The following is a 23,158-nucleotide window of genomic DNA, read 5'->3' on the forward strand; positions in this document are numbered from 1 at the left end:
TCGAGCAGGTCATGCGCGACGAGGGTCAGGATATGAGCCTGCTCGACAAGTGCCTGGACGGCTGGTACGAGGGCGATAAGGACTGCTCCGACCCGAGCATCTTCCAGGGTTCGAAGTATGTCGGCAGGAAGGTCAACGGTGACCTGTACCTGTGGACTCGCGTGAGGATGGGTAAGTTCATCTTCTTCAAGGATGGACTTAATAAGGAGAACATCATCTTCACGAGCCCCCGCTACCTCACCGGAACTGACTACACATTCCCGCAGGAGGTTATCGACAAGCAGCTGGAGCCGACCTGCAATCTCAATGATCATTTCGGCATGAATCCCTCGAGCGGCTTCACCGGCTGGCATGCCGATAAAGCACTCGGCGACGAGGCGATTACCCATGCGGTCGCCACGAAGGGCGTTTCTCCGCTGTTCGGGCGCAACCGCTGCACCCTGCGCACGGAGTACGCCCCGGGCTCGGTCGTGCTCGACCCGAGCTGGGACATGAGGCTGCTGCCCGAAGAGGGTGCGGAGGCGCACCCCGGCTTCATCCCCGTCTTCGACGAGCCGAAGCATAAGGGCTACGACGCCAAGGGCAAGGAGTTCGAGCTAGCGGCAATCGGCGACTCCGGCGAGGGCCACACGGCATACTACTTCGACGAGCTCGCTCGCATCACGGTCCCCGCGACCGCGTACCGAAACATCGGCGGCGGGCAGTGGCGCACGTATAAGTGCGAGGCGTGGCTCGATGCGGACGAGGCGAACGCCGCCGAGGTATCCGAAATTGATGTCTCTGGGCAGTCGTCCTCACGAGCGCGAGCTGGCGCCGCGGTAAAGTTAACCATGGATACGGTGCGTTACATCCGCTGGAGCGAGGTCGTTGTGGACGGTGTTGTGGGCGTCAGGAGGAAGTAGCCGAGCTATCTACGTTGTTGAAAAGGGAGGGAACGGATAACCGTCCCCTCCCTATTTCTATCTATCGGATGTGTCCTACGGTATCCGCTGTGTCTCGATGCGGAAAGCGGTACGGCGTTTTTCGAGTAGCTCGTCGGCGAATCGGTTCGCAAGGCACGCCGCCTCCAGCGCATCCCCTCCGCTTATATCGGCTCCGCCTTCGGCGGCAGACATCCAGGCTTCGAGCCGCTCGGCGGCCGTCCCCATCCAGCCCCTGCGGAAGAGCGCTCCGCATTCGATTGCGCTGTCGAGGATGTCCGGGAGCGTCGCCATCGTGTCGCCTTTGCCGCCGAATGCGGAGGTAGTCGCGAGAAGGCTCTGCCCGACCGTCCGCGCCGCATGCCTGGCGACGTGGTCGGCATTCATGCGGTGGCAGCGCAGCGCACTCGAGGCGATTGTCGCATCGGCCTTTGCGGAGGCGAGATATCTGTTGGCAGGCTCGATTGCGGGGTCGGGACGCCTGTAAATCGGCACGATTGCTCGGTAGATTGGGGCTAGTCTCGCCCTCTCGCACCCATCCAGGCAGCAGTCAACGTCCCTGCCGAGGGCCGCGACCAAGTCGTAGGCGAACTCCTCGCACCCCGTGGCCGCCCACGGTACCAGCGGTACGCCGAACCTCCCATCGGGGACGGCAATCAGCTCAACGCTATCGTCCCCGCTGCCGTCGGCGTACGGCTCGATGAACACGGCGTACCTGATATAAGGTCTGGTCGCGAACGTTTCGGCAACGGCTCGTGCGATATCCTCCCTATCTTTAGCGGGAGACGAGGCTTCACGCCCGCAGTCTTTCAGGAAGTAGGTCATGCGATCAGCTCCTCTTCGAAGGGTGCGGTATGTCCGAGGCTGTTTCCGTCGGATTCCGTGGGATCACGACCTGACGTAAGCGGCGAATTGGCGGAGCTCGTCATCGTCCATATCGTCGAAGTGCAGCAGCTCCGCCAGTGCCGCTCTCTGTTCCATTAGGTATTCGATAACTGGTGACTTTGAAATCGTCTCTAAAATGATCTCGGGAGCGAGAGCTGGAAAATCCATGCCCTTAGGAGATACCAAGGAAATGGGTCCATCTGCCCCGAATTCCTCTGGCGTGTAGAGGCGGATGTCGAAACCCTCGAAGGTGAATTCACGCACGGCGCCATCCTCAGTGCCATTCAATAGAAGGAAATCCAATCCGTATGGGATGGCATTGCTATCGATGCCAAGCGCGACAAGTCCGGCCTCGTGAACCGCGACCAAGTTACTTTCCCGGATCTTCAGTTTCCGGCAAAGGCCCGTCATAATCTCGTTCAGGTGTTCCTTGGTCATAAAGCCTCTCCTGAATCATTTCCAGCGTCTCGATATCTGCATAGTCCTGTGGGCGGCTTGAAAAAGCCATGTCGGATTTGAGCAAGGCAACTGTTCGCCGCTTCATCTCGAGAAGTGTCCCGACTTTCGCGACGGGAACGGCTACGTCCTCAACTTGGATATACTCTCTATCCAAATCATCGAGAGCCAGCCCGTTCAGGCTTCTTACCACATCGAAGTCGGGATAGTCATTCTTTCCCGAGAAAGTATCGGGACCGCAGAAGGAACAGTTGACCAGCGCCTGGTCTTCTTCGGCCAGCTCTTCGAACGCTCCCTCGCCAAACATCTCGTCATAGGCCGTCTGGGCGAATTGCCCATCCTCACCGAACGCAGCCATATATACTTTGGCAAAATCTACGTTTGTGTACTCGGAGCCAAACATGATGTCCGCATCGTGGGTTGCCCTGAACCTGTTGGAATCTCGTGCCTTATCCATCGCCTGAAGCAGGACTGCCATACCACCGACCACGCAATAATCGGTTCCCTGTTCGTTGAGCTTGCGAAACATGGGCAGGAAGTCATATACAACATCCCGTGCAGCTCTGTAGGGACCGTCATTTGATTCTGGTGAATGAACTTTCGAAGGATTCCCGCTTCCGTTTGAGCTGCTTTCGAAGCCTGTCGATGTCGATGTCTTCGACTTGTCTGATTTGGTTCCGCTTACAAGCCCATGGATAAAGGTACGTAGCGACATAGCCTACATCTCTTTTCGTTTCGGACATCCTATTTGTTCACCCAGCCGTAGACGGCTTCGTGGTGTACGGTCTCGGTCCATGCTGCCTGGTCGGTCACAGTTACATCCTGGTATTTGGGCAGGCAACTGTACTGGAGTCCATTGATGACGCAGTAGTAGGCGCAGTCGTCCTCGCTGTCGAACATCTTTCCATCATCTGCCATGTATTGAACGCCAACTTTTTGCTTCTCAACATGGGTGACGGCGGGGTGGTAGATCTGCTCGTCCCATGCGGGGGTGATGACGGCCCAGACCTTCTCGGGCTCGGCGGGCTTGGAGGGCTTGGAGCTGTCGGAATCGGAGCCGGAGTTCGAACCAGAATTACCCGAGCCGGAGGGCTTGGACGCGGGCTTGTCCTCCTTGTCGTTCTTGTTCGAGCCAGAGGGCTTGGAATCGCCCTTGTTGGAGCTGGAGCCGGAATTGGAGCCAGAGCCGGTAGACGGCTTCGAATCGTTCTTGTTGGAGTTGGAGCCGGAGGGCTTGGAGGCGGCCGCCTGCTGGACGGTGGAGTTGCTGGGGCGGGAGACGGGTGCGGAGACGGCGCTGGCGTTCGGGTTCTCACGCTTGGCCTCGATGAGTTTCTTGGCGGCGGCACGCTCCTCCTCGGGGAGATTTTCGATTGCCGCGTCCACTGCCGCATCGTCGGTCATGTCGACCTTGGTGAGGCTCACCTTGACGGACGCCCCCTTGCCCTCGACGACGAAATCGACCGCGTCCGGCACCAACCAGGTGGTCTTGCCGTCCTTGGCGGTCGGGATGGAGGTGACGTTCAACGCGTAGGCGCCGTGGGGAAGGTCTACGGATTCCTTCTTGCCGGGGACGATATCGCCCTTGGCTGCGGACTCGCCATCTGCATCGACGATCTCGTAGGAGAACTCGCCATCGCCCTCGTACCAGCCGTCGGCCTCGAGGGTGACGGCTGCGGGGTAGGTCTTTTCGTCCTCGGCGGCCTTGGCGGACGCGACAGGGGCGTTGTCGGGGATGTTCACGGGTTCATGGTTTAGTGAGAGGCCGATGCCGAGAGCCGCGACGATGGCAAGTGCCACGCCGCCCGCGACGAACTTGCGCTTCAGGCTGCTTGAGTTTTTCGGTTTCTGGGAGTCATCGGTGGCAGGCTCGGTCGAGTCAGGCGCCGTGGCATCTTCCAGGTCTTTGGCAATCGGAAGTTCCGCCGTGACGTCGGCAGAAGTGGAGGTATCTGGGGTATCCATGAGATGAGTGCCCTCGGTATCGGCATTGAGGTCGAGGGAATCGTTGGAGTTGATGTTCTCAGGATTCATATCGGTATTCATGGAAGGCTCCTATCTAGTCTAGATATCGGATGAGTATACGGGTCTGTGAGGACAGGGTTTAGATGATGGCCATGTCGTGGCTGATGGGGCTGTACTGGTAGTGGGGCAGGAAGTACTTGAGCGGTAAGCATCGACCGTATGCCAAACGGTAAGACAGGGCGGCACGCTTGTAATGGCGGACGATGAAGGCGTGGTCCTCTTTAAGGCGCTCCACGCGGGCCTTGACGACCTCATCCTCCAGGAACAGCTCCTGCGGCATCTGGATCATCTCGTAGTGATATAGGGATACGTATTCGCAGGTCTTGCCGCCGGCGCGGGAGGCTCCCGCGAGCGTCTCGACGGCGCTGACGTAGGCGTGATACTTCGTGATGAATGCGAAACCTCGCTTGTCAGGTGGGCAGACGACCTCGCACTTGATCGTCTTGGTCATGCGCTCCTTGCGCGTCAGGTCGGATTTCTTCATCCAGACGGTGGGCATGTGGAGGTCGTTGCCATCGGCGTCGTAGAGCTTCACCAGCATCTCGCGGCGGTACATCACGCGGTTCACCATGATGCAGAAATCCTCGATCTTCTTAGGGACATGGCAGCGTCCCTTCCTGTAGGCGTACTTGATAGAGCTGCGGTCGAAGCGCCACCAGGCGTTCGGGTTCGTCTTGACGTTCCAGACGTTGAACGCGCGGAAGTGGAGCATTCGCTTGCAGACGATGAAATAGATATAGGCGAACAGGATGATACCGGCCACGTTATAGGGGTCGGAGAGAAAGAGAGTGATAGCTTGCATGATGCGCTCCTTGATGTTAGCGACCTCGCGGACGCTCCGCGTCTGATGCTGCCTCGGTCGCTACCTCGGCGATACTGTCCAGACTGGGCTCCGCGTGACGTTTCATATACTGGGAATCATAACCCTGGGGGTAGGCGGTGTCGAAGAGATCTGCGTAAGCATCGAGCGGATCTGCAAATTTCTGCCCGTTGTTCGCCATTCTGTCAATCTCGTTGCGCAGGGTATCCATCGTTTTCCGATCGCTGACAAGTTCTAGGGAGAGCGTCACGTAGCCCTCCTTCAGGCCCTTGCCGTACATGGCGAAGGTGACCTTGTAGAACTGATTCTGCAGCGTCTCGCGCTCGCTATCGGTGGTCATGGAGAACTGGACATCCGAGGACTGCATCGGCAACACGCTGAAGCGCAAGTAGTCCCCAGTGTTGTAGCCGCGCCCGTTCAGGCGCGTTATCGCCTTGAGCCTGCCGTCCATCAGCGGGGCGGCGAACTGCTCGCGAATGTTGACCGAGTGCAGCCTAATCTTCGGCTTGGTGAAATCTGACATTGCGATTCTCCTGTCCGATGCGCCTTGGGGAAGCGCATCAATCTATCGATTACGGTTCATATGATAACAAAAGTATATCACGCCGTCAAGTCACATAAGGATTATCGGCCCGTCGTCAAACTTCTTTCGTCCCGCTCAACCGTATTGCGCGGGCGGTGGATACCCTCAAACATAGATTTGCGATATAAGGAGGCAACATGCCGAAAAATGATAGCCAGAACGCCACGCTGCTCGGAGGATTCGACTTCCTGAAGAAGCTCGGGCTGGGCCGCGTGAAGAAAATCGATCCCGTCGATTCCGATCTGCAGCCTGTGCAGAAGGGGCAGGTCATCGGCACTGTCTCGAAAGACCGAAGCGATGAGGTCGAGAAAACGGTCGTCAGTATCCCCTACTCGAGCGTCCTCTCCTCCGCGGCGGCTGTGCGGCGAGACGGCACGCCCGTGACGAGCCGCTATGGGCAGGAAATGTCGCGCATCGTCATCCGTCTCCCCCGCAAGATGGAGCTTGACGGCTACAGCATGGACGGTCTTCGAGTCGAGATCGTCAATCCCGACAAGTATCTCGAGCGTGCGGAGAAGACGGGCATCCTTCAAGCATCCTTCAACAACTCGCGACCCTTGAAGCTCAGCGGCTTCAAGGACGGCCGCGCTATCGAATTGACCGTGGGGCAGGATAGAATCGGGGATTTCGTAGAGAACCTCGGGAAATGCTGCGAGGACCTCATCAACATCACGACCAGTGCGGATGCCAAGACCTCGCCTCGGGATGCACACGTGCCGGCGATTTCGGCGAGCCGGAAACCTGAAAAGCCGACGGCGGCAGGCGCTTCGGAGCCGCGCCGTGCCGATGAGAAAAAACCGGCCGATCTTGGGAAGATGCCCTTTGACGGGCAATATCTCGGAACCAAGAATATCGATAGGGACGTCACGTTCGACAACCCGAAGGTCGTCATCCCGTACGGCAACGTCATCGACAGCGAATGCATGACCGATAAGGACGGCAAGACGAAAACCAATAAGTTCGGACAGGTGCTCAACTCGGTTACCGTCTCGGTGCCCAATGGCGTGAAAGTCGACGGCTACCGCCTCGGTGGCTTTACCGCCAAAGTGGTCGTGGTAGATAAGTATCTCGATCAGGCCGCTGATGAGGGGTCTCTCCAGATCATGCTCAACGGAAGATATGACCTGAAGCTGGCCCGTGAAGACGGCGACAGGAAGATCTATGTGACCATCGGTCGAGACAAGATCGGAGAGTTCGCCAAATCGCTCCGCGAGAAGTCTGACAACATCCTCGATAACGATGAGAAGAATAATGAGAAGGATAAGAAGGAAGAATCCCTCGATGAGATGATGGGCGGCAAAAGCGAAGAGGCCACCCTTATGGCGGCGAATGCCGCGGCAAGGGTGGCCTCCGATAGGGAAAGTGCCGACCGATAGTGTGTTTGATCTAATGATTCAGCGAGGGATAGGTCTTTTCAAGCGTGGCGATCAGCCCCTTCACGGCTTCGACCGCAGCAGCAGGCGTCGCGTAGACCGACCAGATGCCGGAGAGGAACACGGCTCGCTCGGTCGCGAGATCGAAGGCGGCCCGCTCGGCTTCCGTCTCCATCTCGATGCCGTCAGGCCCTGAAATGGAGAACGTGACGGCTACCTCCTGGGAGTTGGGACCCGTGCAGGTCGGGATGGCATTTACGACCAGGGTGCGCATCGTGTCGCGGTCGAGCGATGCGCTGGCGAGGTAGTCCTCGTCTGACAGGTTGGAGCCCAGTACGCCATCCAGTTCGTCCTCGATAAGCGTGATCGCCTTGTCCCTTTGCGGCTTCTGGCCAAGGATGCCATTGCCGTACTTCTTGGCCGCGTCAATCGACTCGAATCGCTGGGCGAAAAGCTCGCAGGCGGTGTCGCCCTCGAGGATTCCCAATTCGAATGTGCCGTCTTCCGCCTGCTCGATGCGGGCGACCAAGGAACAGTCGTCTGCCGTGCGGAAGGCGATGTCGCCGTCGTCGATCCAATTGCTGTCGTTCATGTCCGATTCCTTTCGCTTAAGCCCCAGCAGCCAATCCGCCGAGACATCCAATTCCTTGCAAATCTTGTACAGGACGACTGTCCCAGGCAGGCGCTTTCCCTTCACGTAGTGCGAGACGCTCGCCTGCGTCGCCCCAATCCTTCTGCCCAGCTCGCGCTGGGAGATGCCTTTGGCTGTCAAGGCGCGTTTCAGGCGCATGTGCAGCCGGTTGGGTTCAGTCTCGACCATTAGCTACTCCAAAGAACCTCCTGAGCCTCGTCCAGAAGAGCGACCATCGCATCCTCCTCCGATTTGTACCCAGCGACGAACTGTTTCATCGACCCAGCGTTCCAGTAGCCCGATTGCGTCGACGAGCGGATATACGGGCGCCATATAACTGATCCGTCGTCTCGATCGCTCCTCTCGATGAAGCCGGTCGTCGCCCGCTTGGCATCAAGCGAGAATTTGAAAACCGTGTGCCCGTTGTCGGTTCTGGTCGGCTCGACGAGAACCACTCGGGAACAGCGGGGTACGTTCTTTTCGATCATCATCATGTCTCTTCCTTATCTCCCGCATCTCCTGTACGGGCGTTTGCTCTGCTCGAGGTAGGCGATCAGGCTCCAGGGCTCCTTCATCGCCGCCGCCTGGCAGCGCTGTTGGCATTCGGCCCACTCCTCGTTATTCATAAGCGTGATGCCGACCTGCTCGCCACGCTTCGCGAAGAACATCAGGTAGGCGTCGGTGACAGCCTTGCGGGGAACCTCGCAGATGCGCATCCCCTTCTTGCCGTTCGTCCCGTACATTAGCTGAGACGAGATAACCGACCACTCCCCTGCCCCGTGCCGGCGCATGCCCTTCGGGCCGTCATAGACCCTGTCCTCGGCGAGGAAGATGACGCGGTCGCCCAGCGCGACACCGAAACCATCCCCGTCTTCTCGCTCTTCCCAGCCTTCGCCCTGCCTTACGGTCAGCTTGTCCATGAACAGCCATAGGTGGGAGTCAACGGGGCGCCATCTGCGCTCCTGCTCGTTGTACACCTTCACGAACGACATCATGATGCGGTCGATGGGCGCGTCCGGGTCATCGGAGGCAAAGCGGACATCGGTGGCGATACCGCACAGGATATGCGCCTTCACCCTGATTGAACCGTCGGAGAAATAGCTCGTCCCGTCATTTACCGCCTCGCGCGTGCTTTCCGACTTAATCCGCATGTTCTTGATGGCGATGTTGCGCAGCGCCCACTGGTACGCGAGAACCTCGCGCGGCTTTAAGATCGGGCGGTCGAGAAAGGCAAAGCCCTCGTCGATGGTCTGGGCGTGGGCATCCGATTCGAGGCAGCGGCCGACGATCTTGTTCGAACTTTTCTTGGTTTTCTTCCTACTCATCAGAGGACTCCTTCCTGGGCCCCACCTCGTAAAATTTCGTACTCGTCGGGACAAACAGCATGTCGATATCGCCCGTCGGGCCGCTGCGGTTCTTCGCGACCGACAGGATGACCTGCCTGGAGCCCGACTTCTCGTCTTGGATCTCGTCCGGGTCGCGCGACAGGAACAGGACCGTGTCCGCGTCCTGCTCGATGGAGCCGGATTCGCGTAGGTCTGCCAGGCGGGGCGTCCCCGGATGGGATTCGGCATGTCCGCCTCGAACATGCGCAACACTGCCTGCTCTCCCCCGGCGGCTGCGAGCCTGTCGTTGGATTTCAGGTAGTCGAGCAGGGACACGTCGTCGATCGGGATGTCGGCCTCGTGCATGGCGCGGATGGCACCGAACAGCGTACGGTGGTCGGACTTGACGAAATCGTCCTCCAGCAACATCGGGAGGACATCCTCGCGCACGTCCTTCGAGCGCATGCAGGCGGTCAGGACGATTGTCTCCTGCTGTGGGGCGATGATCGTATTCGCAGGTTGGGGTTTTTCGTCTTTTGTTTTAGTCGGCATGGCGCGCACCATTTTGGAAACGGGATGCACGCGAACCGTTTAGATTCTGGGGCATGTTGTTCATCTTCCTGTTCTACAAGGCGCTTGGGGTACGCCCTGGTCGATATTAAGTATAACAGAAAGATAACGCGCCGTTAATCCAAAAAAGGAATATCGGCGCACCGAAATGAGGTCATGGCTATTGTAAAACAAAAAAAGGCGCTTTCAATGAAGCGCCTGGGGATTTTGATTTAGAGATCGTGACCTAAAAAAGGAGATCACCCCTCGGCTGGCGTTTACATGATTTGGAGAAAACCAACCGAGAGGATATACTCCGCGAGTGATTCATCCTACGGGATGGATCCTCTTACCCAAACGGAGTGCCATTTATTGGGGTGCTAAATCCCCTGCCCGTTCGGTAGTTCCCATAATAGACGAGATTCCACATATGCGTAATGGGAATCTACGATTCATAAAGTGGCGACAATTGGCGGGGCTTGAAGGGTTCGGGTGCTATTCCTCAAAACTAAAAAATTTTCGATTTTGAGGAATAGCAAGGTCTGGAAGCGGTGCATGAGCGACGGAGGAGAAGGAGAAAAAGGAGTATGAGGATAATAAGAATAATAAGGAGAAAGATAAGAAGATTCTTATGTATTGGCTGACCTGCGGAAAGCCTTAAAGGAATGAGAACAATAACGATTATCCATCCTGCGGGATGTCAAGGAAGACATCCCGTTTGTCGTTCGGGAAGTATTGGCTGCGTGTTTAGGGATGCCGATGTGGCAAGACCGAGGCGGATTCGCGTAACAGTCCTAACCTCGAGCCTTTTCTATTCACCCTGAGCGAAGGGAGTGTCGCAAATGCACGCAGCGGCAATTAACCTTCGGGGGGGGGGGGTATCTCCTAGGGATACCCGTCTCCGAGGGCAAAGTATTATCGAGTACGTCCTGATCCAACGGGTTCGACAAGGATGCCGTTCTCGATGATGTGATCATCGCGCTTGCGGAGGAGCAAGGTCATTTGCAGGATATCGTACCTGCGATCTGCGAGGTCTACGGCTGGCCAGTCGGCAATGCGGAATCGCAGGAAGCCGGCGAGTCACTCGATGAGAGCTGCGATGCGAAAAGCACCGAGGCGGAGCTCGACCGTGGGGATTGCGAGAGCATGCCTGGCGAGCAGGAGCGTGGGTAAGGTTTCTGTTCAGCGGTATGTTTCTGCCTAGATGCGGTGCTGCGCGGAGCTCTTTGGGAGCTCCCCTTTTGCTGTACTAGATGTGTGGAGTTCAGTGAGATGATAGAATGGGTGGGTAACGCGCAGTCCAAGTTGTGATGAGCTGGGCAGAGCCGTTGCTTAACGAAGTTAGGTCATCGTCTTGGCGACGGTGGCCTTTCTTTTTGGACTTCGAGCCTTTGTGGAATGCCATTCACTGAGATGCTTGAATTAAGCCCTGTGTGACGGGCGATGAGCGCGAGGGCAGCGATACCGAGGAAGAGCGTCATTCATGCGACCAGAATCGCCTTAAAGTGCCTTCGGAAAAGCTCGGGCGTCCTCGCGGGAAACACTTTCCCTTCGAGTATCTCCAGACCTCAAACCTCACTTCCCTATCCCGCGTTCTCGAGCAGAACGAGCGTATCCGTGGCACTGACAACCTTCAGGTTCAGGTTCTCCTTATACCAGTGCGCCGTATCTTTCGAGACGATGTAGTAGTCGAAGTGGTTGGAGGTGAGGTAGGACAGCCTTGCTTTCTTGGATTGCATGCCGTCCACGTAGTCACGGTATGGGGAGACGACTCCCGCCGCACCCTTATCGTCCCAGAGCTCGGGTCGCAGGTCGAAGGGGACTTTCATCCCCTCCCACTCCAGGTAGTTGTATATGACGGGATCCTCGGCGTATACGACGGGGTCGTAGATGCCGCTCTCGGCAATCTTCTTCACAAGGGGATTTGCCGAGCGTTCGGAGGTCTGCCAGCAGGACTGTCCTCCGTTCGCGGCACAGACGCAGCAGTTCGCAACAAGCGGGCCGATTGCGGCAAGGAGGGCAATCAAGGCAGCAGTTTTCGTCATATGGTGCGGTTTGGACGCGGAAGGATCTTCGGTTCCCGTCAGAAGGCTCGCGAAGGCGAGGGCGGATGCAACCGAGAAGATCCAGACGTTTCGCCAATGGAGCATCGTCGCGACCACGGCGGCGATGAGGATGACCAGCAGCGGGGCATCGACCCGCTTGCGGCCGATGGCGGCAGCAAGTGCTGTGGGAATGAAGCCGACCGCGAAGAAAACAACGCAGAAGCCGTTCGTCGCTTCGAAGGCGGGCTTCATCTCCGATATCACATTTCCGTAAGATGCAGCACCCATCGAGTCGATCACGTAGCGGACGCCGTTGACGCCGTACGGGTTCACGAAGGCGGCGAGAACCATCGCAGGCAGGGCGATGGTTAACGGGAAGATTTCAGCCAGCATCTCATCGGGGGTGGTGGTTTTGAAATCGGATGGGTCGCGGGGCAAAAGGAAGCATCCAGCGAGGAAGACATCTAGGAGCCACATGGCTGACTGCATGTTCACATGCAGTCCCGTGATCGCGGGCAGGGCGATGAGATAGCGCCAGTCGCCGGTACGCTTCCAACGAGTGCAGACACCGACGGTCAGCGCCATGCATGCCATCGACCATGCCGTAGGACGGACGGAAATATAGATTCCCGCCCCGAAAAGGGCTAGGCCGATGCAGAACAGCAGGCGGGGCAAAGTCAGGCATTTATCGCCGAATCCTTGGATTGCAAAGGCGAGCGCGAGGGCGACGACGGCGGAGAGGAGGACCTGATAGAGTATCGTGCCGGCATATCCTGCCAGGGCATACGAACCGTATAGCAGCACATCGTGGAGCCACTGCTGGACGACAATCGGCCTGTAGGACGCCAGTGACCAGGGGTTGGTGTACGGGATGCCGTTCTTGACGATTTGCTTTCCCGTCGCGAGCAGGAACCAGCCATCGGAGTCATACGATCCGTTTCCCTGCATGAGGAAGCCTGCAGTAGACATGACGCAGGCAAGCAGAATGAGGAACAGGCGGTCGCGCTTCCCGTCTTGCACGAAAGGCAGCAGGAAGACACGCAGAACGGGAATGCGGAACGGCAGGGCGAGCTGGGTGTCACGTTCAGTCGGCATTCTGCTCCTCCTCGAGTGGCATTCTGACGATCTGCACGCCCGAGCCGCGACGACAGCGGATAGACGAGCCATCCTCGAAGCGGACAATCGGGGCGCGGCCGGTCGCGGTGGATTCGATTTCGATTGAGTTGACGAACAGCCTCGCTCCGTCGGGGAGTCGCAGCTTCATGTCGGGGATGATTACGATTCCGTCATCGGTCTGAGGCAGCTCGATCAGCCCACGGTCGATGGCCTCGAGAAGCGTCGAGGCGGTTTTGGCGTTTGCCCGCGCCTCGGCATCCTCGTAGTAGAACTGGCTGCGAAGCTCTCCGTAGGCCGCGAGGAAATCATTAACTGCCTCCTCGAGTTCCGCAGTGTCGACCTGCCTGCGAAGCCGGCTGAGGGCCTCGCTCACCTTGACCGCCGCCCTCATCGGGACCACCCCGATCCTGCGCTCGTAAGGTTTTCGGTTTGGGTTTCGTTACGCTTGGGCAAACCTGTCATCTCCTGTCAGAACGTGCGGAGAGACGAGTCGAGTTATACCGAGTCAGTCATGCGTAATCAAATTGGAATAGATAGCCGTGCCTCGCACGGTCGGGCGGTATATTCGTCTCTCCTGTTTCATGGCGCTTGGGGTTACGCCATTGCACTCAAAATATCATGAATCCGACGGGCGTGGCAAATGTCAGACATCGAACAGAGAGTCCTCATCATCGTCGAAGCCGTCGTCATCGTCGTCCACGGCGAAATGCTTTCCGAGGGAGGGGTTGGCGGGGGGATCTGAAGGGTCGGCAGCGGACGGGTCGGAGGGGAAACTCGGATCTTCCTCATCATCCGATTCGATTAGATCAGCGCCTACTAATCCTTCGGCGTTCTTCGCCTCGTCCCACTGAATCTCCTTGTAGGCTTCAAGCGGATATCCGATAAGGTTGCAAATCTCGTCATCAGCCATCTCCGGATTGGACTTCTTCAAATACTTGAAGACGAATACCGCTTGGGAGTTCATCGATGTGACGTTGCAATCCGTATATGAAAGAACTCGCTGGGCCTCGAACCTCGCGCCGTTGATGAGCCAGTCCCCCGAGCCCTGTCGCCAGAGGGCATCCACCGTCCCGTTCGCACGCTGCACGATGACACGGGAAATCTGTTGGATGCCCATACGGGAACAGAGAAGCACAGAAGTACCCAAGCGGCGCGATGCGGATGTGAGACAGGCGGGGTCACCCTTTGAATCCGTCAGACCGTCAATTTTGACACGCTGTCCCTGAGGTGTCGCATCGTACCAATAGAAGTCCAACCTCAAACCGACCTCGTCCACGAGGTCTAGGCGCAAGTCGAGTTCGGTCAAGACGTTTCGGGCCGTCTTGTCGCCTGCGCTCATTGCGTTCGTTGCCGTGAAAGCGCTCGTGTCGAACTCCTTCATGCGGCCGTTCTTGTATTCGATGGCAATGATCATGTTCACTCCTTAGTGATGTTTGGTTTTCTGGATCTCGTTCGCATCCTCCTGCTGATGCGAATTGCCGGAATTGGAAGAAGTGACCGTCGGGTTGTTTGCGGCAAGGCCGCCATAGCCTTTCTCGTCGCGAATGTCCGCCATCGCTTCGAGAGCTTCTTCCTCAGTCATCTTCTTGCGACGGCCATCGCCGGCCGAGGAGGTCTTGGGGTACTCGATGCCAAGTGAATTGGCCAAAGACGACGGATACTCGACACTGGAGCCGTTGGCCACTTTGTCCCGCGGCGCGGAGTCGTTCTGCTCGATGGTCGATTTCAGGCGGCTCATAAGCTGCGCTCCCTCGCGCGTACACGGCTCGGCAGCTTTAGCAATTGCAAGGGCTGCGCAGCGCTCGTCTTCGTCCATCCAGCGCTCGCGTCCAACGAGCCCCTGTGTTCTCTGGCGACGACCGACGTACTTCTCGGCCATCGTCTGTTCAATTGCAGTGGCAGTGTATCGCTTGCCGAGCGTCGAACCCTTGACCTTCCTTGAGACGGGGTCGCTCGGATGGTGGTAGATGATATCGCCGTTGCGGTTGTAGTTGACTTGGATGCCGAGCTCGCCCAATTTCGATGCGAAGTCGACAGGGCCTTTGGAGATTCGCATTGCGATGTCTACGCGGTCGCGGATGTCATCCTTCCAAGACCAGCCCTCGCGTTGCTCAATTTGCCGCTCCGCCATGGTATCCGAATCGCCGAAACCATGCGGGACAACAAGGCGCATGACGCGACCGTCTTCGGTTCTCATGGTCGTGTAGGAGAGGCTAGCGGGTTCGACGGCGTTGGACGGGCTGATCCCGTCGGCATCAGATTGCGGGCTTGCAGTCGCGCCGCCATAGGTCTCGGGTATCAACTTCTCGACTGGACGGCGCTCGTCCAGTTGGTTTTGCATAGCCTCACCGAAGTCTTCAACCTGGGCGCCTTTCGCCTCGTTGGCGAGAACGTTGTCGAGAGCAGCCATGGCGCGGTCGAGCCTCTTGCCGCGGGAAACCTTTAAACCCTTCGCATCCATTTCGGCTTGAGTGTAGGATTTCCCGTCCGTGGCAAATGCATGCCAACCTCGTTCAAGCGACATGGTCTGTAAGTCGGCTCGCATCGCCTGGACGACCTTTGTGGTGAGCAGGCCGGAGATTCGGCGTTTCGTTTCGAGTTCCGTGTTGTTGATGACGATATGCGCGTGCAGGATGCCCTGCTTTCCCTGAACTCCACGCGCCTTATTGTCATCGTGGTAGGCAATGGCAACCTCGAACCGACCGATGCCCTCCCCCTCTGGACCGCGTGAGTCGAACCATTTGGATGCCCACTCGTTCACAAAGTCGCGGAAGTCCTCGAGTTCCACGCCGTTGTCCTTCTCGTCGAGCGAGATGATCATGTGTTCGTAGGTTCGCACCTTGCTATCTTTTTTGACCGGCACGTTGTTGCCGAAAATCTCGCGAGTGCGATCCATGACCTTCGCCCAGTCGCGGCCCTTCCAATCGCGATCGGTGAGGTTGAGGAAGTCTTTGTCGAGTGCGCGGTCATTTTTAAACAAGTAGTAGCGAATCCACTTGACGGAGCTGTGACCGGAGAGGGGCTTCATGTAGGTCATGAGTCATCTCCGTCCTGAAATTGGTCAGGATGGGTTGCGGAGTGCTTTTTGCCGCGGACACGGCGGCGGCGCTCGGGTTCGGTTTTATTGATAGGGGCTTCGGATTGAGTCAAGCCGATGGCGGTTAGATTGACGGACGGTTTCCCGGACAGAGTCTCGACTTCGCTGGCGAGGGTTTTGAGGCGTTCGTAAATTGCCTTGTTCTGCTTCGAGAGGCGCTCATAGAGCTCAACTATCTCCGTTCGCTCATCTTGCGAGAGGGCGCGATGGTTGCCGTACTTCTTGATGATGCGGTTCAGGGCGCGGACTGCCTGGTTGTAGTTGACGCCGATGGCGCGAACTTCGTTGGAGATCGATTCGAGCATGCTGTCCGTGATGGCTTGGATTGCCAAACTTTCGGTTTGGTTGCTGGAGAGCGTGAGGGCTAGGTCTGGGCCGAGCGGACGGGTGAGCGATCCGGAGCCTGGAGTGGCATGACGGATGGATGTCAGGTCGAGCGTTACAGGGAGCGCGATGAGCGTGCGGAGGTAGTCACTGCGGCTCGCGTTTAGGGCATCGGCTCTAGCGTCGAGGGCGGTCAGGTCTGCGGTGGGGAGGCGGACTGTGATGCGGCGGGTTGCGGGCTGGACGGCATTTGGGACCAACGAGACGACTGACATTTCGGTGTGCGGCTGTTCGGGTTGCGACCGAGCTGGCGGGGCATAGGGTGACGTGCCGGCCGGCATTTGGACGGCGGTGGTAGCAATGTCTGGCAAATGTGGGCTGACGGTTTCCGGGGTTTCTCGATCTGTCGAAATGTCTGACATTTCGTATCTCCTTAACTACGGCCGATAGTGAGCTTCGCGAGCAGGCCGTCCGTCAAGCGGATCTAAATGTCTGACAGCCTGTCGGACATTTCGCTTGACGGGAGCGAGCGGAGCGACGCGATTACAGGCCGCTAGCGGCCCCAGCTGCGGCTTTGCCGCAGGTTCAATGTCTGACATTCTCAATGTCTGACGTTGAACGAAGCTGGCGTGCAAAATGGCCTTATGGGTAGTTTGGGGCACGTTTTTGGGTGGCTCAGGGTGTTGCCGCAGCGGCATCCACAATTGGCAAGGCCGTTTTGCACCTGCCGCCTGACCGCAGGGCAGGCGGCCGCGCCGCGGGGTGATTCGGCTTTGCTCGGGGCGATTTCTGCCGTGCGATCTCCCGTTTCGGCTGCGCCGTGCAATGTCTGACAAACTACTATTGGCTGACAATTCAATGTCTGACAATCCCACAGCTGGGGAGCTTAAATGTCTGACAGGCTATAGGGTTCTTGTTGAATGTCTACCAAAGCAACGGGCGAGGAATAGAGCTTGCGATAGGGGTTGGGTTCGATAAGTATAAGTAGGTCTCGGAGCTGCGGACGATGGGCGGATGCAGGTTTCGAGACTTGATCGGGATACGTTTCTCCCCTATTTGAAGAGCGGTCGCGGGGACTCTAGGATTGCGTTTTAGTCTGGATGTGGCACGTTGCTGGCTTCAAAACTATGGTCATCTCTGTAGCGAAAACGATTTAATTACAAACTATTTGTATGGGCGAGAGGATCGAATCGATTGGATGTGAGCATTGATTTGGTTACAGTTCTTAAACGGAAAACGTTGTTGCGATAACGATTTGAGTTGTTTCGGGACGCGCGTAATCAGGTTTTGCATGATCGAAAACGGTGGCGCGAACTACTTTTGAGTGTCGTCGATTAACGATTTGAAATAGACCCACGCGCAATTTTCAGACGTGAAACGGCCTGAGAATGTAGAAATGAGGTGCCGAAAATGAAAAGTAATTACTTTGCACAAAGCGAATGATGTTCGGCAAAAGCTAATACTGGGTAATATTTCAACGTTGAAATTGTTGCGCTATGTATAGGAAAACAACTCCCGTGGAAAGATTTATTGCATGGCGCTAAAGATAATTTCAGTATTATTTGCCACCGGAATCAGCTTTCAATAAGAAGAATAAGAACAAACAGCGATACAGAAGAGCGCCGTTAAAGGCGCTCTTCATGGTTTACTAATTGCTTTGAATCATGTTCGTTTCGATGCTTGTAACGGTATTCGGACAATTGAAAACAGTCTGCACGAGACGGTGAATTCGTTTCGGGTTTGCAAAATCAGTCGGTAAATAGATATGCGTAAGCAAAATCAGCAAGCTCGCGTTCTCGTTTTTTGAACATGAATAACCTTTAAACCCCTGGTTATATCGGTGATGAGCAGCAAAAAACAAGCGTTCTAATTGATACATTCCATTGGATTTTTTAGGAAATCAAACGGGTCAAAGTACTCAAATAGTTTGGCGAGCCAGCCGTTCAGTTCAGGTGTGACGGCTAATTTACTGAGTTTCGACTGAGAATAATAACAAATAGCGATGCTGCGGAGTGCCATGAAGTGCACTCCGCATGTTATTCAAATTGTTTCCGATTGTTGGCTGGACCATTATTTAGAACTGGAACCGATTCCGATCTATAGGAACTTGAGTCTAGAAAAATCAAATCGCACTGTGATTTTGGACTTGCTGAGCCAAAACACGACTGTCAAATATATGATTCTGAGACGGTTGGATGCAATCATTGTTTGGATAGCCGAGTTTACCAAAATCTTGATTGGATGTTCCGGTTGCGTGAGCTGTAGAAAATAGATCAGTTGAACAACAGCTGTAAATCTATAAGTCGATGAGTAAAACTGGATAGTGAAGGGCTGTAATTTTCTGTTTTAAGCGCCTGAGATGCGAAGTAAATACACCCTTCGCGGGAATGGTTGACGGGAAAATGTCGCACCTTTGTCGCAGTAGTGTCGCACCTCGACCATTCCAGCTCTAGAAAAACTAGCAGCTGGATGGAGTTGTACTAACTTGCAGCGCTATGGAGAAGATGATATTAGCTATCTAAACTATCTATCTTTGAAGAAATAATGGGTCAATCCAAATCGGATTGACCCATTAGTGCGAAGTCGTGGAAGTATGTCAGGAGCAGGAGCGCTTGAGGATTTATAGGAAGAACTGGTCGTCTTTCCCTTCCTCTTCTGTCTGCTGATCGAACGCGAAATCTGCCTTGTAATCGCCGCGGGCAACGCGAACGACAATCACGCCGATCGTGAACGCAACGATAACGAATACATAGATCGCCTCGAACATGAACAGCTTCTGGAATAGATAGACGGCTGCAAGTGCTTCGACCTTCGCCGCGGATGCCATCCATTCGTATTTGATGACCTCAAAGAAGATAATCGAGGCAATCGAGAAGACAATCGATCCGATTGAAACACCGCCGAGAAGTTTGCATAGGATGCTCGTGCGCACTGCAGACGAAATATTTGCGAACAGTGATTCGAGCCACGCGCGGATGCTGCCGAAAAATTGCTTTCGCTTATCAGCTCGCGCCTGCTTCTTTTTGAGGGTGTTCTCCTCTTTAATCTGCTTGGCTTCGAGTCGTTCAGCTTTCTTTTTTTCGGTCGCTTCGACTCGGAGCTTTTCCTCGCGGCGCTTTCTCTCGGCTTCAATACGGTCGATGATCTCACAATACTCATCATGTGAGACGATCTTCAGGTCGCTCGTGCCGGGGTGTTGCAAACCGGGGCGGCAATCTGCACACGCCTTACCGCACGAGAAGAGCCCTGTGCGGGAGCATCCGCGCTCGCAACGATTGCATGGAGAATAGAGTCCGTCACAGTTCCGGCTTTCGAGTTCGGACTCAACAATCGCCTTTAGGTCTAGGCCGTCCAGTTTCGTACGCTTCATCTGCACCTACTCCGCCTTGCCGAGGTCGATGCAATATGGGGCGATTCGATAACCGTTGGGCGCTTCTTTAGAGCCGACCCTGTCCTTACATTTGAAAATGACAACACGGTGGCCGACCAAATTGCGCTCCCAGATTTTCTTAACTGCGTCCTTGTGATTGGCATCAATGCGCTCGGAGCGGATCTGCTCTTCCCTTTCTCCGTTGTCAGCTTGGAACTTAATCAGGTAGCGCTTCGAAGATTCTTCGATTTTAATCGAGTTGATCGTCGCGGTGATTCGCGCTGAACGACCGACCATAGCCGGCAACGAACGCTCGGCAGTGAGGCGATTCATTTTCAGCATCTCCTGGGTGACGGCAAGCTCCAGGTTGTCGTGCGGTCGACCACTCAAGAGCAGGGAAAAATAGGCCATGCGAATGGCTGCCGGATCGTATTGGAGTTCGTTATCCATCTGTCCTCCTAATGTGGAAATTGGTTCTTACATCTTGGGACAGGGTGGATATATCCACTGCGACGTGCCGCAGCGGCAATTGCGGAACTGAACTACGCGCAATCAAATTACAATTCAATAGCGCTGGCAGTGTTGCAAGCAGTGTGATTAACGATGACCGGGCAGCGACCAAACAATTTGCCGCGACTAGCAAATAGTTTAAATGGCTATAATCGAAATAGACTATCGTATATCTGAAAGAGGTATCCAGTGCTTGAACGGATTGGTTCGTCCGATGCTATTCGCTATATGGTGCAGGATTGCGGCATGACGCTGCAAGATGCGTCCATTAAAACTGGCAAGCAGAAGGGCAGTTTGTCTACCCGATTGCACAACAATACGCGGTTCACTATCGATGAATTCGTCAAGATTTGCGATGCGTGCGGCTGGCAGCTCGTGCTTAAACGCGGAAACAAGCAGTTCGACCTGCGTGGGATTGACGAAAACAAACCGCGCACCGCTGCGAAAAAGTAGCACTCGGCTTAGCTTTCATCTCGCTTTTCCCAGTAATTGCATCGGTTCGAATGAGCCGTTTCGAACTTATGGCCGTCCCTGCGGTGGCATATATACTCAACTGTAGTGTCCTCGGGGCGATGCAAATCGTCCCGAACGTTTCCGTCGCACGTGCAATAGAGACAGTCCGCGCACTTTGTTTTGGCTCGTTCGGCTTGTTCCAACGAGCGCCATTCCGCGCGGATCAATCCATCGCTTATAGTCATATCCTAATCACTTTCCATTCATTTGGCCGCTTCGGTACATCGGCATAGCTCGCCTACGGCTCCATCCATCGGGATGCAATTGTCTTAGCCAACCGCTACGGTCTAGACATATGCGAAATCTACAACGGTCTGTCCGTCGCCCATGATTCGTTTGGAGGCCGCCAGGGCTGCGAGATTGTCGATTCGCTCCTGCTCTGTCAGGGTCCCGAGACGGGTCATAGGGTGGTACGGCATCGGGTTGGGCTTGGTTTCAAGAAGCTCGGCGGTGCGGCGCTCGAGCGTCTCGGCATAGTCGTCTAGGAAGTCCCATGCCTCGTCTACCGGCAGCATCGTGTCGCGCTTGGGGTTCTTCCAGTCTTTGACCGAACGGCCCGTGATGCCCAACGCCATAGCGATATCGGACGTCGGAACGCCCAAGGTATCTGCCAAGGCGGAAAACTCGGCCTTGGGGTCGAGGTCGGGGAAATCGTCCAAGTGTCGCTCAATCCACTCGTCGTCGCGACACGCGTAGACAAATGAGTACTCCACGCCCTTCGCCTCGAGTTGGTCGGCGACGAGATGGCTTGCGAGATTGTAAAGGCCCATCGGCTCGGTATCGGGCAAATCATCATCGCGATACCAGCGGAGAATATACCGACCGAACTTCTCGACAGACTCATTCGCCTCATTCAGACAATGCATCGTAAGGTTTCCGAGCTTTTCGGTCTGGTCATACACCCAATCAAAAGCATCCTTGACCGGCACGCAATCGAGCTTGGGATCGAGCCATTTGCGTACGCTGGACACACGAACATCGAGACCGCGGGCAAGATCTTCGGGCTTGAGCCACAAGTTATCGAGCTGGGCCTGCATTGAACATTTGAAATCGAACATGAGAGTTCCTTCCTATAGCGGGGTCGCATGACTCAATACAGTCATGCCTTTCGTCTTATTCTACCAGTGCGATAGAATAATCAGCTCCACTCAAATTGGAGTCATAAAAATTGATAGCCATGCGAGGAAAATGGACGGGGAGGGCATCGCCCTCCCCTATTCCATGTCGGTTGCTAGGCGCAGGTTGCGATGCGATCGCCCTGACCGAAACCGTAGCCGTCTTCCTTGCCGGCATCCTCAATGGACGTATCGGCGGAAACGGTAATGGAGTGAGGCTTCATCTTCTTGAGCTTCAGTTCGTCGTTCATGTATCGGGCGACGCTCTCGGGCACCACGATCGCCAAGGCCATGGTCTCGTCCTGCTCAAGCTGCTCGCGGTAGGAGTTCTCGAGCCCTTGGATGAAGCCGAGGCAATAGCTGTTCTTAACGCCGGCACGGCGGCCGATTTTGGTTCCGTCTTGCTCTGCTCGCTTGTCGCAGAACTTTTTGAAGCACGTTTCGATCGCGTGCTTGGTGGCGCGGAAACAACCGGCTGCAACCGTGGCATCCTGGCTTTCACCGACGAAGATGAAACGGGTGCCGGTCACACGGCGGCAGCCGGTCCAGTAATCATATGCGCCGTGGCTCGTCTGCATGTAGTAACGGCAACGGTAGTTCTTCGCGATAACGTACGCGAGGACCTTGACCCACTCCGGGACGCGCTTGCCCAGCTCCTCGGCGAACTCGTTGACCTCGGGCGCGTCCTCGGTGAGGTCGATATCGTCGATGGTCATGTTGTTTGCGGCAAGCAGGCGCTGAAGGGCAAGGGATGCCGCCCTAGCCTCTCCCTCGGAGGTCGCGCCGTCAATCATGGCGAGAATCTTCTTGAGTTTGGAGTCGATGGGGTTCATAGGGTATCTCCCTTCCGGTGTGCGGAGCGCCTTTCGTTCCGCTTGTTGAAATATAGTATAGTTGAATATGGGAGGGAATACAAGATTCTTCTGGGAAAATGGCATAGAAAAGGGCGATCTTGCGACCGCCCTGGAGTCACTGAACTATGCACCGAAGATAGGCCAGTTGTCGATGTTTTCGGTATCGTAGCCCGTGTATACGTCGTCCTCGTCCGTCACGTAATACTCAAAGATATCGGAATAACCGAACCTCTTCATATCGGACTCGATCCAGTTCATGATCTCGTTCGGACACGGCAGGTGCTTAGCCTTGATAACCATGCTGTAATCGTCAGCAAAACCGACTACGATGAAATAGGCACCATCATAGGTGGTCGGGGTGACGAAATCGCCGCGCAAGTACAGGTCGTTTGCCCCCTTCTCTCGCCGCTCCATCAGGTAGCCCTCCGCCTCCTCCCAGTCCAGGAACTGAAAGTCGTTGACCTGCTCGCCTTTGCCGTTGACCAATGTAATCATAGGGGTATCTCCTTCCGATATGCAGGACGCCTTTCATCCCGCCTCGTTGCATATAGTATAGTTTAATATAGGAGGAAATACAAGATCGGCCACGGAAAATGATATGAAATAGGGCATCGGATTAACCGATACCCTAAATCGTTAATATCAAG

24 protein-coding genes and 1 pseudogene are annotated in these 23,158 nt (G+C 55.8%); 4 read left to right on the forward strand and 21 right to left on the reverse strand.

Going from position 1 to position 23,158, the window contains the following annotated elements:
- Positions 1-902: hypothetical protein (locus tag DW029_RS11310; RefSeq protein ID WP_158572641.1), on the forward strand; the 902-nt coding region annotated here is incomplete at its 5' end.
- Positions 903-977: 75 nt separating this feature from the next.
- Here DW029_RS11310 and DW029_RS08120 read toward each other — a convergent pair.
- From DW029_RS08120 to DW029_RS08145, 6 genes are all read right to left on the reverse strand, one after another.
- Positions 978-1,745, reverse strand: coding sequence for a hypothetical protein (locus DW029_RS08120; RefSeq protein WP_118345726.1), 768 nt, complete (start codon positions 1,743-1,745; stop codon positions 978-980).
- Between the two features lie 63 nt (positions 1,746-1,808).
- A complete protein-coding gene (locus DW029_RS08125) occupies positions 1,809-2,243 on the reverse strand; it encodes a hypothetical protein (protein WP_147351889.1) in 435 nt (144 codons plus the stop codon).
- Positions 2,176-2,976 (reverse strand): hypothetical protein, encoded by an 801-nt coding sequence (locus DW029_RS08130; RefSeq protein ID WP_147351890.1) that lies wholly within the window; start codon positions 2,974-2,976, stop codon positions 2,176-2,178. Before DW029_RS08130 ends, DW029_RS08125 begins: the two co-directional genes overlap by 68 nt.
- Before the next feature lie 29 nt (positions 2,977-3,005).
- Entirely contained in the window at positions 3,006-4,307 is a 1,302-nt protein-coding gene (locus DW029_RS11315; RefSeq protein WP_158572642.1) for a hypothetical protein, read from the reverse strand.
- A 58-nt stretch (positions 4,308-4,365) separates the two neighbouring features.
- Positions 4,366-5,088, reverse strand: coding sequence for a hypothetical protein (locus DW029_RS08140; protein WP_118345729.1), 723 nt, complete (start codon positions 5,086-5,088; stop codon positions 4,366-4,368).
- Positions 5,089-5,104: 16 nt separating this feature from the next.
- On the reverse strand, positions 5,105-5,629 hold the full coding sequence (locus DW029_RS08145) for a DUF3850 domain-containing protein (RefSeq protein ID WP_118345730.1): 525 nt from the start codon (positions 5,627-5,629) through the stop codon (positions 5,105-5,107).
- A gap of 197 nt (positions 5,630-5,826) precedes the next feature.
- On the opposite strand from DW029_RS08145, the gene DW029_RS08150 reads away from it, so the two are divergent.
- Positions 5,827-7,065, forward strand: coding sequence for a hypothetical protein (locus DW029_RS08150; protein WP_118345731.1), 1,239 nt, complete (start codon positions 5,827-5,829; stop codon positions 7,063-7,065).
- Between the two features lie 10 nt (positions 7,066-7,075).
- On the opposite strand, the gene DW029_RS08155 is transcribed toward DW029_RS08150, so the two are convergent.
- The 5 genes and pseudogenes from DW029_RS08155 to DW029_RS11880 all read right to left on the reverse strand — a co-directional run.
- Entirely contained in the window at positions 7,076-7,882 is an 807-nt protein-coding gene (locus DW029_RS08155; RefSeq protein ID WP_118345732.1) for a helix-turn-helix domain-containing protein, read from the reverse strand.
- Positions 7,882-8,187, reverse strand: coding sequence for a hypothetical protein (locus tag DW029_RS08160; RefSeq protein ID WP_118345733.1), 306 nt, complete (start codon positions 8,185-8,187; stop codon positions 7,882-7,884). Before DW029_RS08160 ends, DW029_RS08155 begins: the two co-directional genes overlap by 1 nt.
- 9 nt (positions 8,188-8,196) lie before the next feature.
- Positions 8,197-9,018 carry a hypothetical protein gene (locus DW029_RS11515; protein WP_199582620.1) on the reverse strand — a complete coding sequence of 274 codons (822 nt, stop codon included), beginning with the start codon at positions 9,016-9,018 and terminating at the stop codon, positions 8,197-8,199.
- Positions 9,011-9,331 carry a DnaB-like helicase C-terminal domain-containing protein gene (locus DW029_RS11715; protein ID WP_158572648.1) on the reverse strand — a complete coding sequence of 107 codons (321 nt, stop codon included), beginning with the start codon at positions 9,329-9,331 and terminating at the stop codon, positions 9,011-9,013. The genes DW029_RS11515 and DW029_RS11715 overlap by 8 nt, the downstream gene beginning before the upstream one ends.
- Positions 9,286-9,582: pseudogene (locus tag DW029_RS11880) on the reverse strand (DnaB-like helicase N-terminal domain-containing protein); the annotation flags it as partial. The gene DW029_RS11715 and the pseudogene DW029_RS11880, both read right to left, overlap by 46 nt.
- Positions 9,583-10,569: 987 nt before the next feature.
- Between DW029_RS11880 and DW029_RS11325 the strand changes: the two are divergent.
- Positions 10,570-10,740, forward strand: a complete 171-nt coding sequence (locus DW029_RS11325) for a hypothetical protein (RefSeq protein ID WP_158572643.1) — start codon at positions 10,570-10,572, stop codon at positions 10,738-10,740.
- A 410-nt stretch (positions 10,741-11,150) separates the two neighbouring features.
- On the opposite strand, the gene DW029_RS08175 is transcribed toward DW029_RS11325, so the two are convergent.
- The 7 genes from DW029_RS08175 to DW029_RS08205 form a co-directional block, all read right to left on the reverse strand.
- Entirely contained in the window at positions 11,151-12,707 is a 1,557-nt protein-coding gene (locus DW029_RS08175; protein WP_118345736.1) for a hypothetical protein, read from the reverse strand.
- Entirely contained in the window at positions 12,697-13,119 is a 423-nt protein-coding gene (locus DW029_RS08180) for a hypothetical protein (protein ID WP_147351892.1), read from the reverse strand. The genes DW029_RS08175 and DW029_RS08180 overlap by 11 nt, the downstream gene beginning before the upstream one ends.
- 252 nt (positions 13,120-13,371) lie before the next feature.
- Positions 13,372-14,142: a hypothetical protein gene (locus DW029_RS08185; RefSeq protein ID WP_118345738.1), complete on the reverse strand. Its 771-nt coding sequence runs from the start codon at positions 14,140-14,142 to the stop codon at positions 13,372-13,374.
- A gap of 9 nt (positions 14,143-14,151) precedes the next feature.
- A complete protein-coding gene (locus DW029_RS08190; protein WP_118345739.1) occupies positions 14,152-15,765 on the reverse strand; it encodes a relaxase/mobilization nuclease domain-containing protein in 1,614 nt (537 codons plus the stop codon).
- Complete coding sequence (locus tag DW029_RS08195; RefSeq protein ID WP_118345740.1) at positions 15,762-16,571, reverse strand: hypothetical protein; 810 nt, start codon at positions 16,569-16,571, stop codon at positions 15,762-15,764. Before DW029_RS08195 ends, DW029_RS08190 begins: the two co-directional genes overlap by 4 nt.
- A gap of 2,198 nt (positions 16,572-18,769) precedes the next feature.
- The gene (locus DW029_RS08200; protein ID WP_147351893.1) at positions 18,770-19,519 is read right to left on the reverse strand and encodes a hypothetical protein; all 750 of its coding nucleotides are present in this window, start codon (positions 19,517-19,519) and stop codon (positions 18,770-18,772) included.
- Between the two features lie 6 nt (positions 19,520-19,525).
- Complete coding sequence (locus DW029_RS08205) at positions 19,526-19,969, reverse strand: hypothetical protein (RefSeq protein ID WP_118345742.1); 444 nt, start codon at positions 19,967-19,969, stop codon at positions 19,526-19,528.
- A gap of 249 nt (positions 19,970-20,218) precedes the next feature.
- Between DW029_RS08205 and DW029_RS08210 the strand changes: the two genes are divergently transcribed.
- On the forward strand, positions 20,219-20,482 hold the full coding sequence (locus tag DW029_RS08210; protein WP_118345743.1) for a hypothetical protein: 264 nt from the start codon (positions 20,219-20,221) through the stop codon (positions 20,480-20,482).
- Between the two features lie 347 nt (positions 20,483-20,829).
- Here the strand turns inward: DW029_RS08210 and DW029_RS08215 are convergent, their stop codons facing one another.
- From DW029_RS08215 to DW029_RS08225, 3 genes are all read right to left on the reverse strand, one after another.
- Positions 20,830-21,600, reverse strand: a complete 771-nt coding sequence (locus DW029_RS08215) for a hypothetical protein (protein WP_118345744.1) — start codon at positions 21,598-21,600, stop codon at positions 20,830-20,832.
- Between the two features lie 173 nt (positions 21,601-21,773).
- Positions 21,774-22,490 carry a DUF2786 domain-containing protein gene (locus DW029_RS08220; protein ID WP_118345745.1) on the reverse strand — a complete coding sequence of 239 codons (717 nt, stop codon included), beginning with the start codon at positions 22,488-22,490 and terminating at the stop codon, positions 21,774-21,776.
- A gap of 144 nt (positions 22,491-22,634) precedes the next feature.
- The gene (locus DW029_RS08225; protein WP_118345746.1) at positions 22,635-23,006 is read right to left on the reverse strand and encodes a hypothetical protein; all 372 of its coding nucleotides are present in this window, start codon (positions 23,004-23,006) and stop codon (positions 22,635-22,637) included.
- Positions 23,007-23,158: the final 152 nt, after the last annotated feature.

The organism is Collinsella sp. AF38-3AC, from assembly GCF_003474365.1.
In the GTDB taxonomy this organism is placed as follows: Bacteria; Actinomycetota; Coriobacteriia; order Coriobacteriales; family Coriobacteriaceae; genus Collinsella.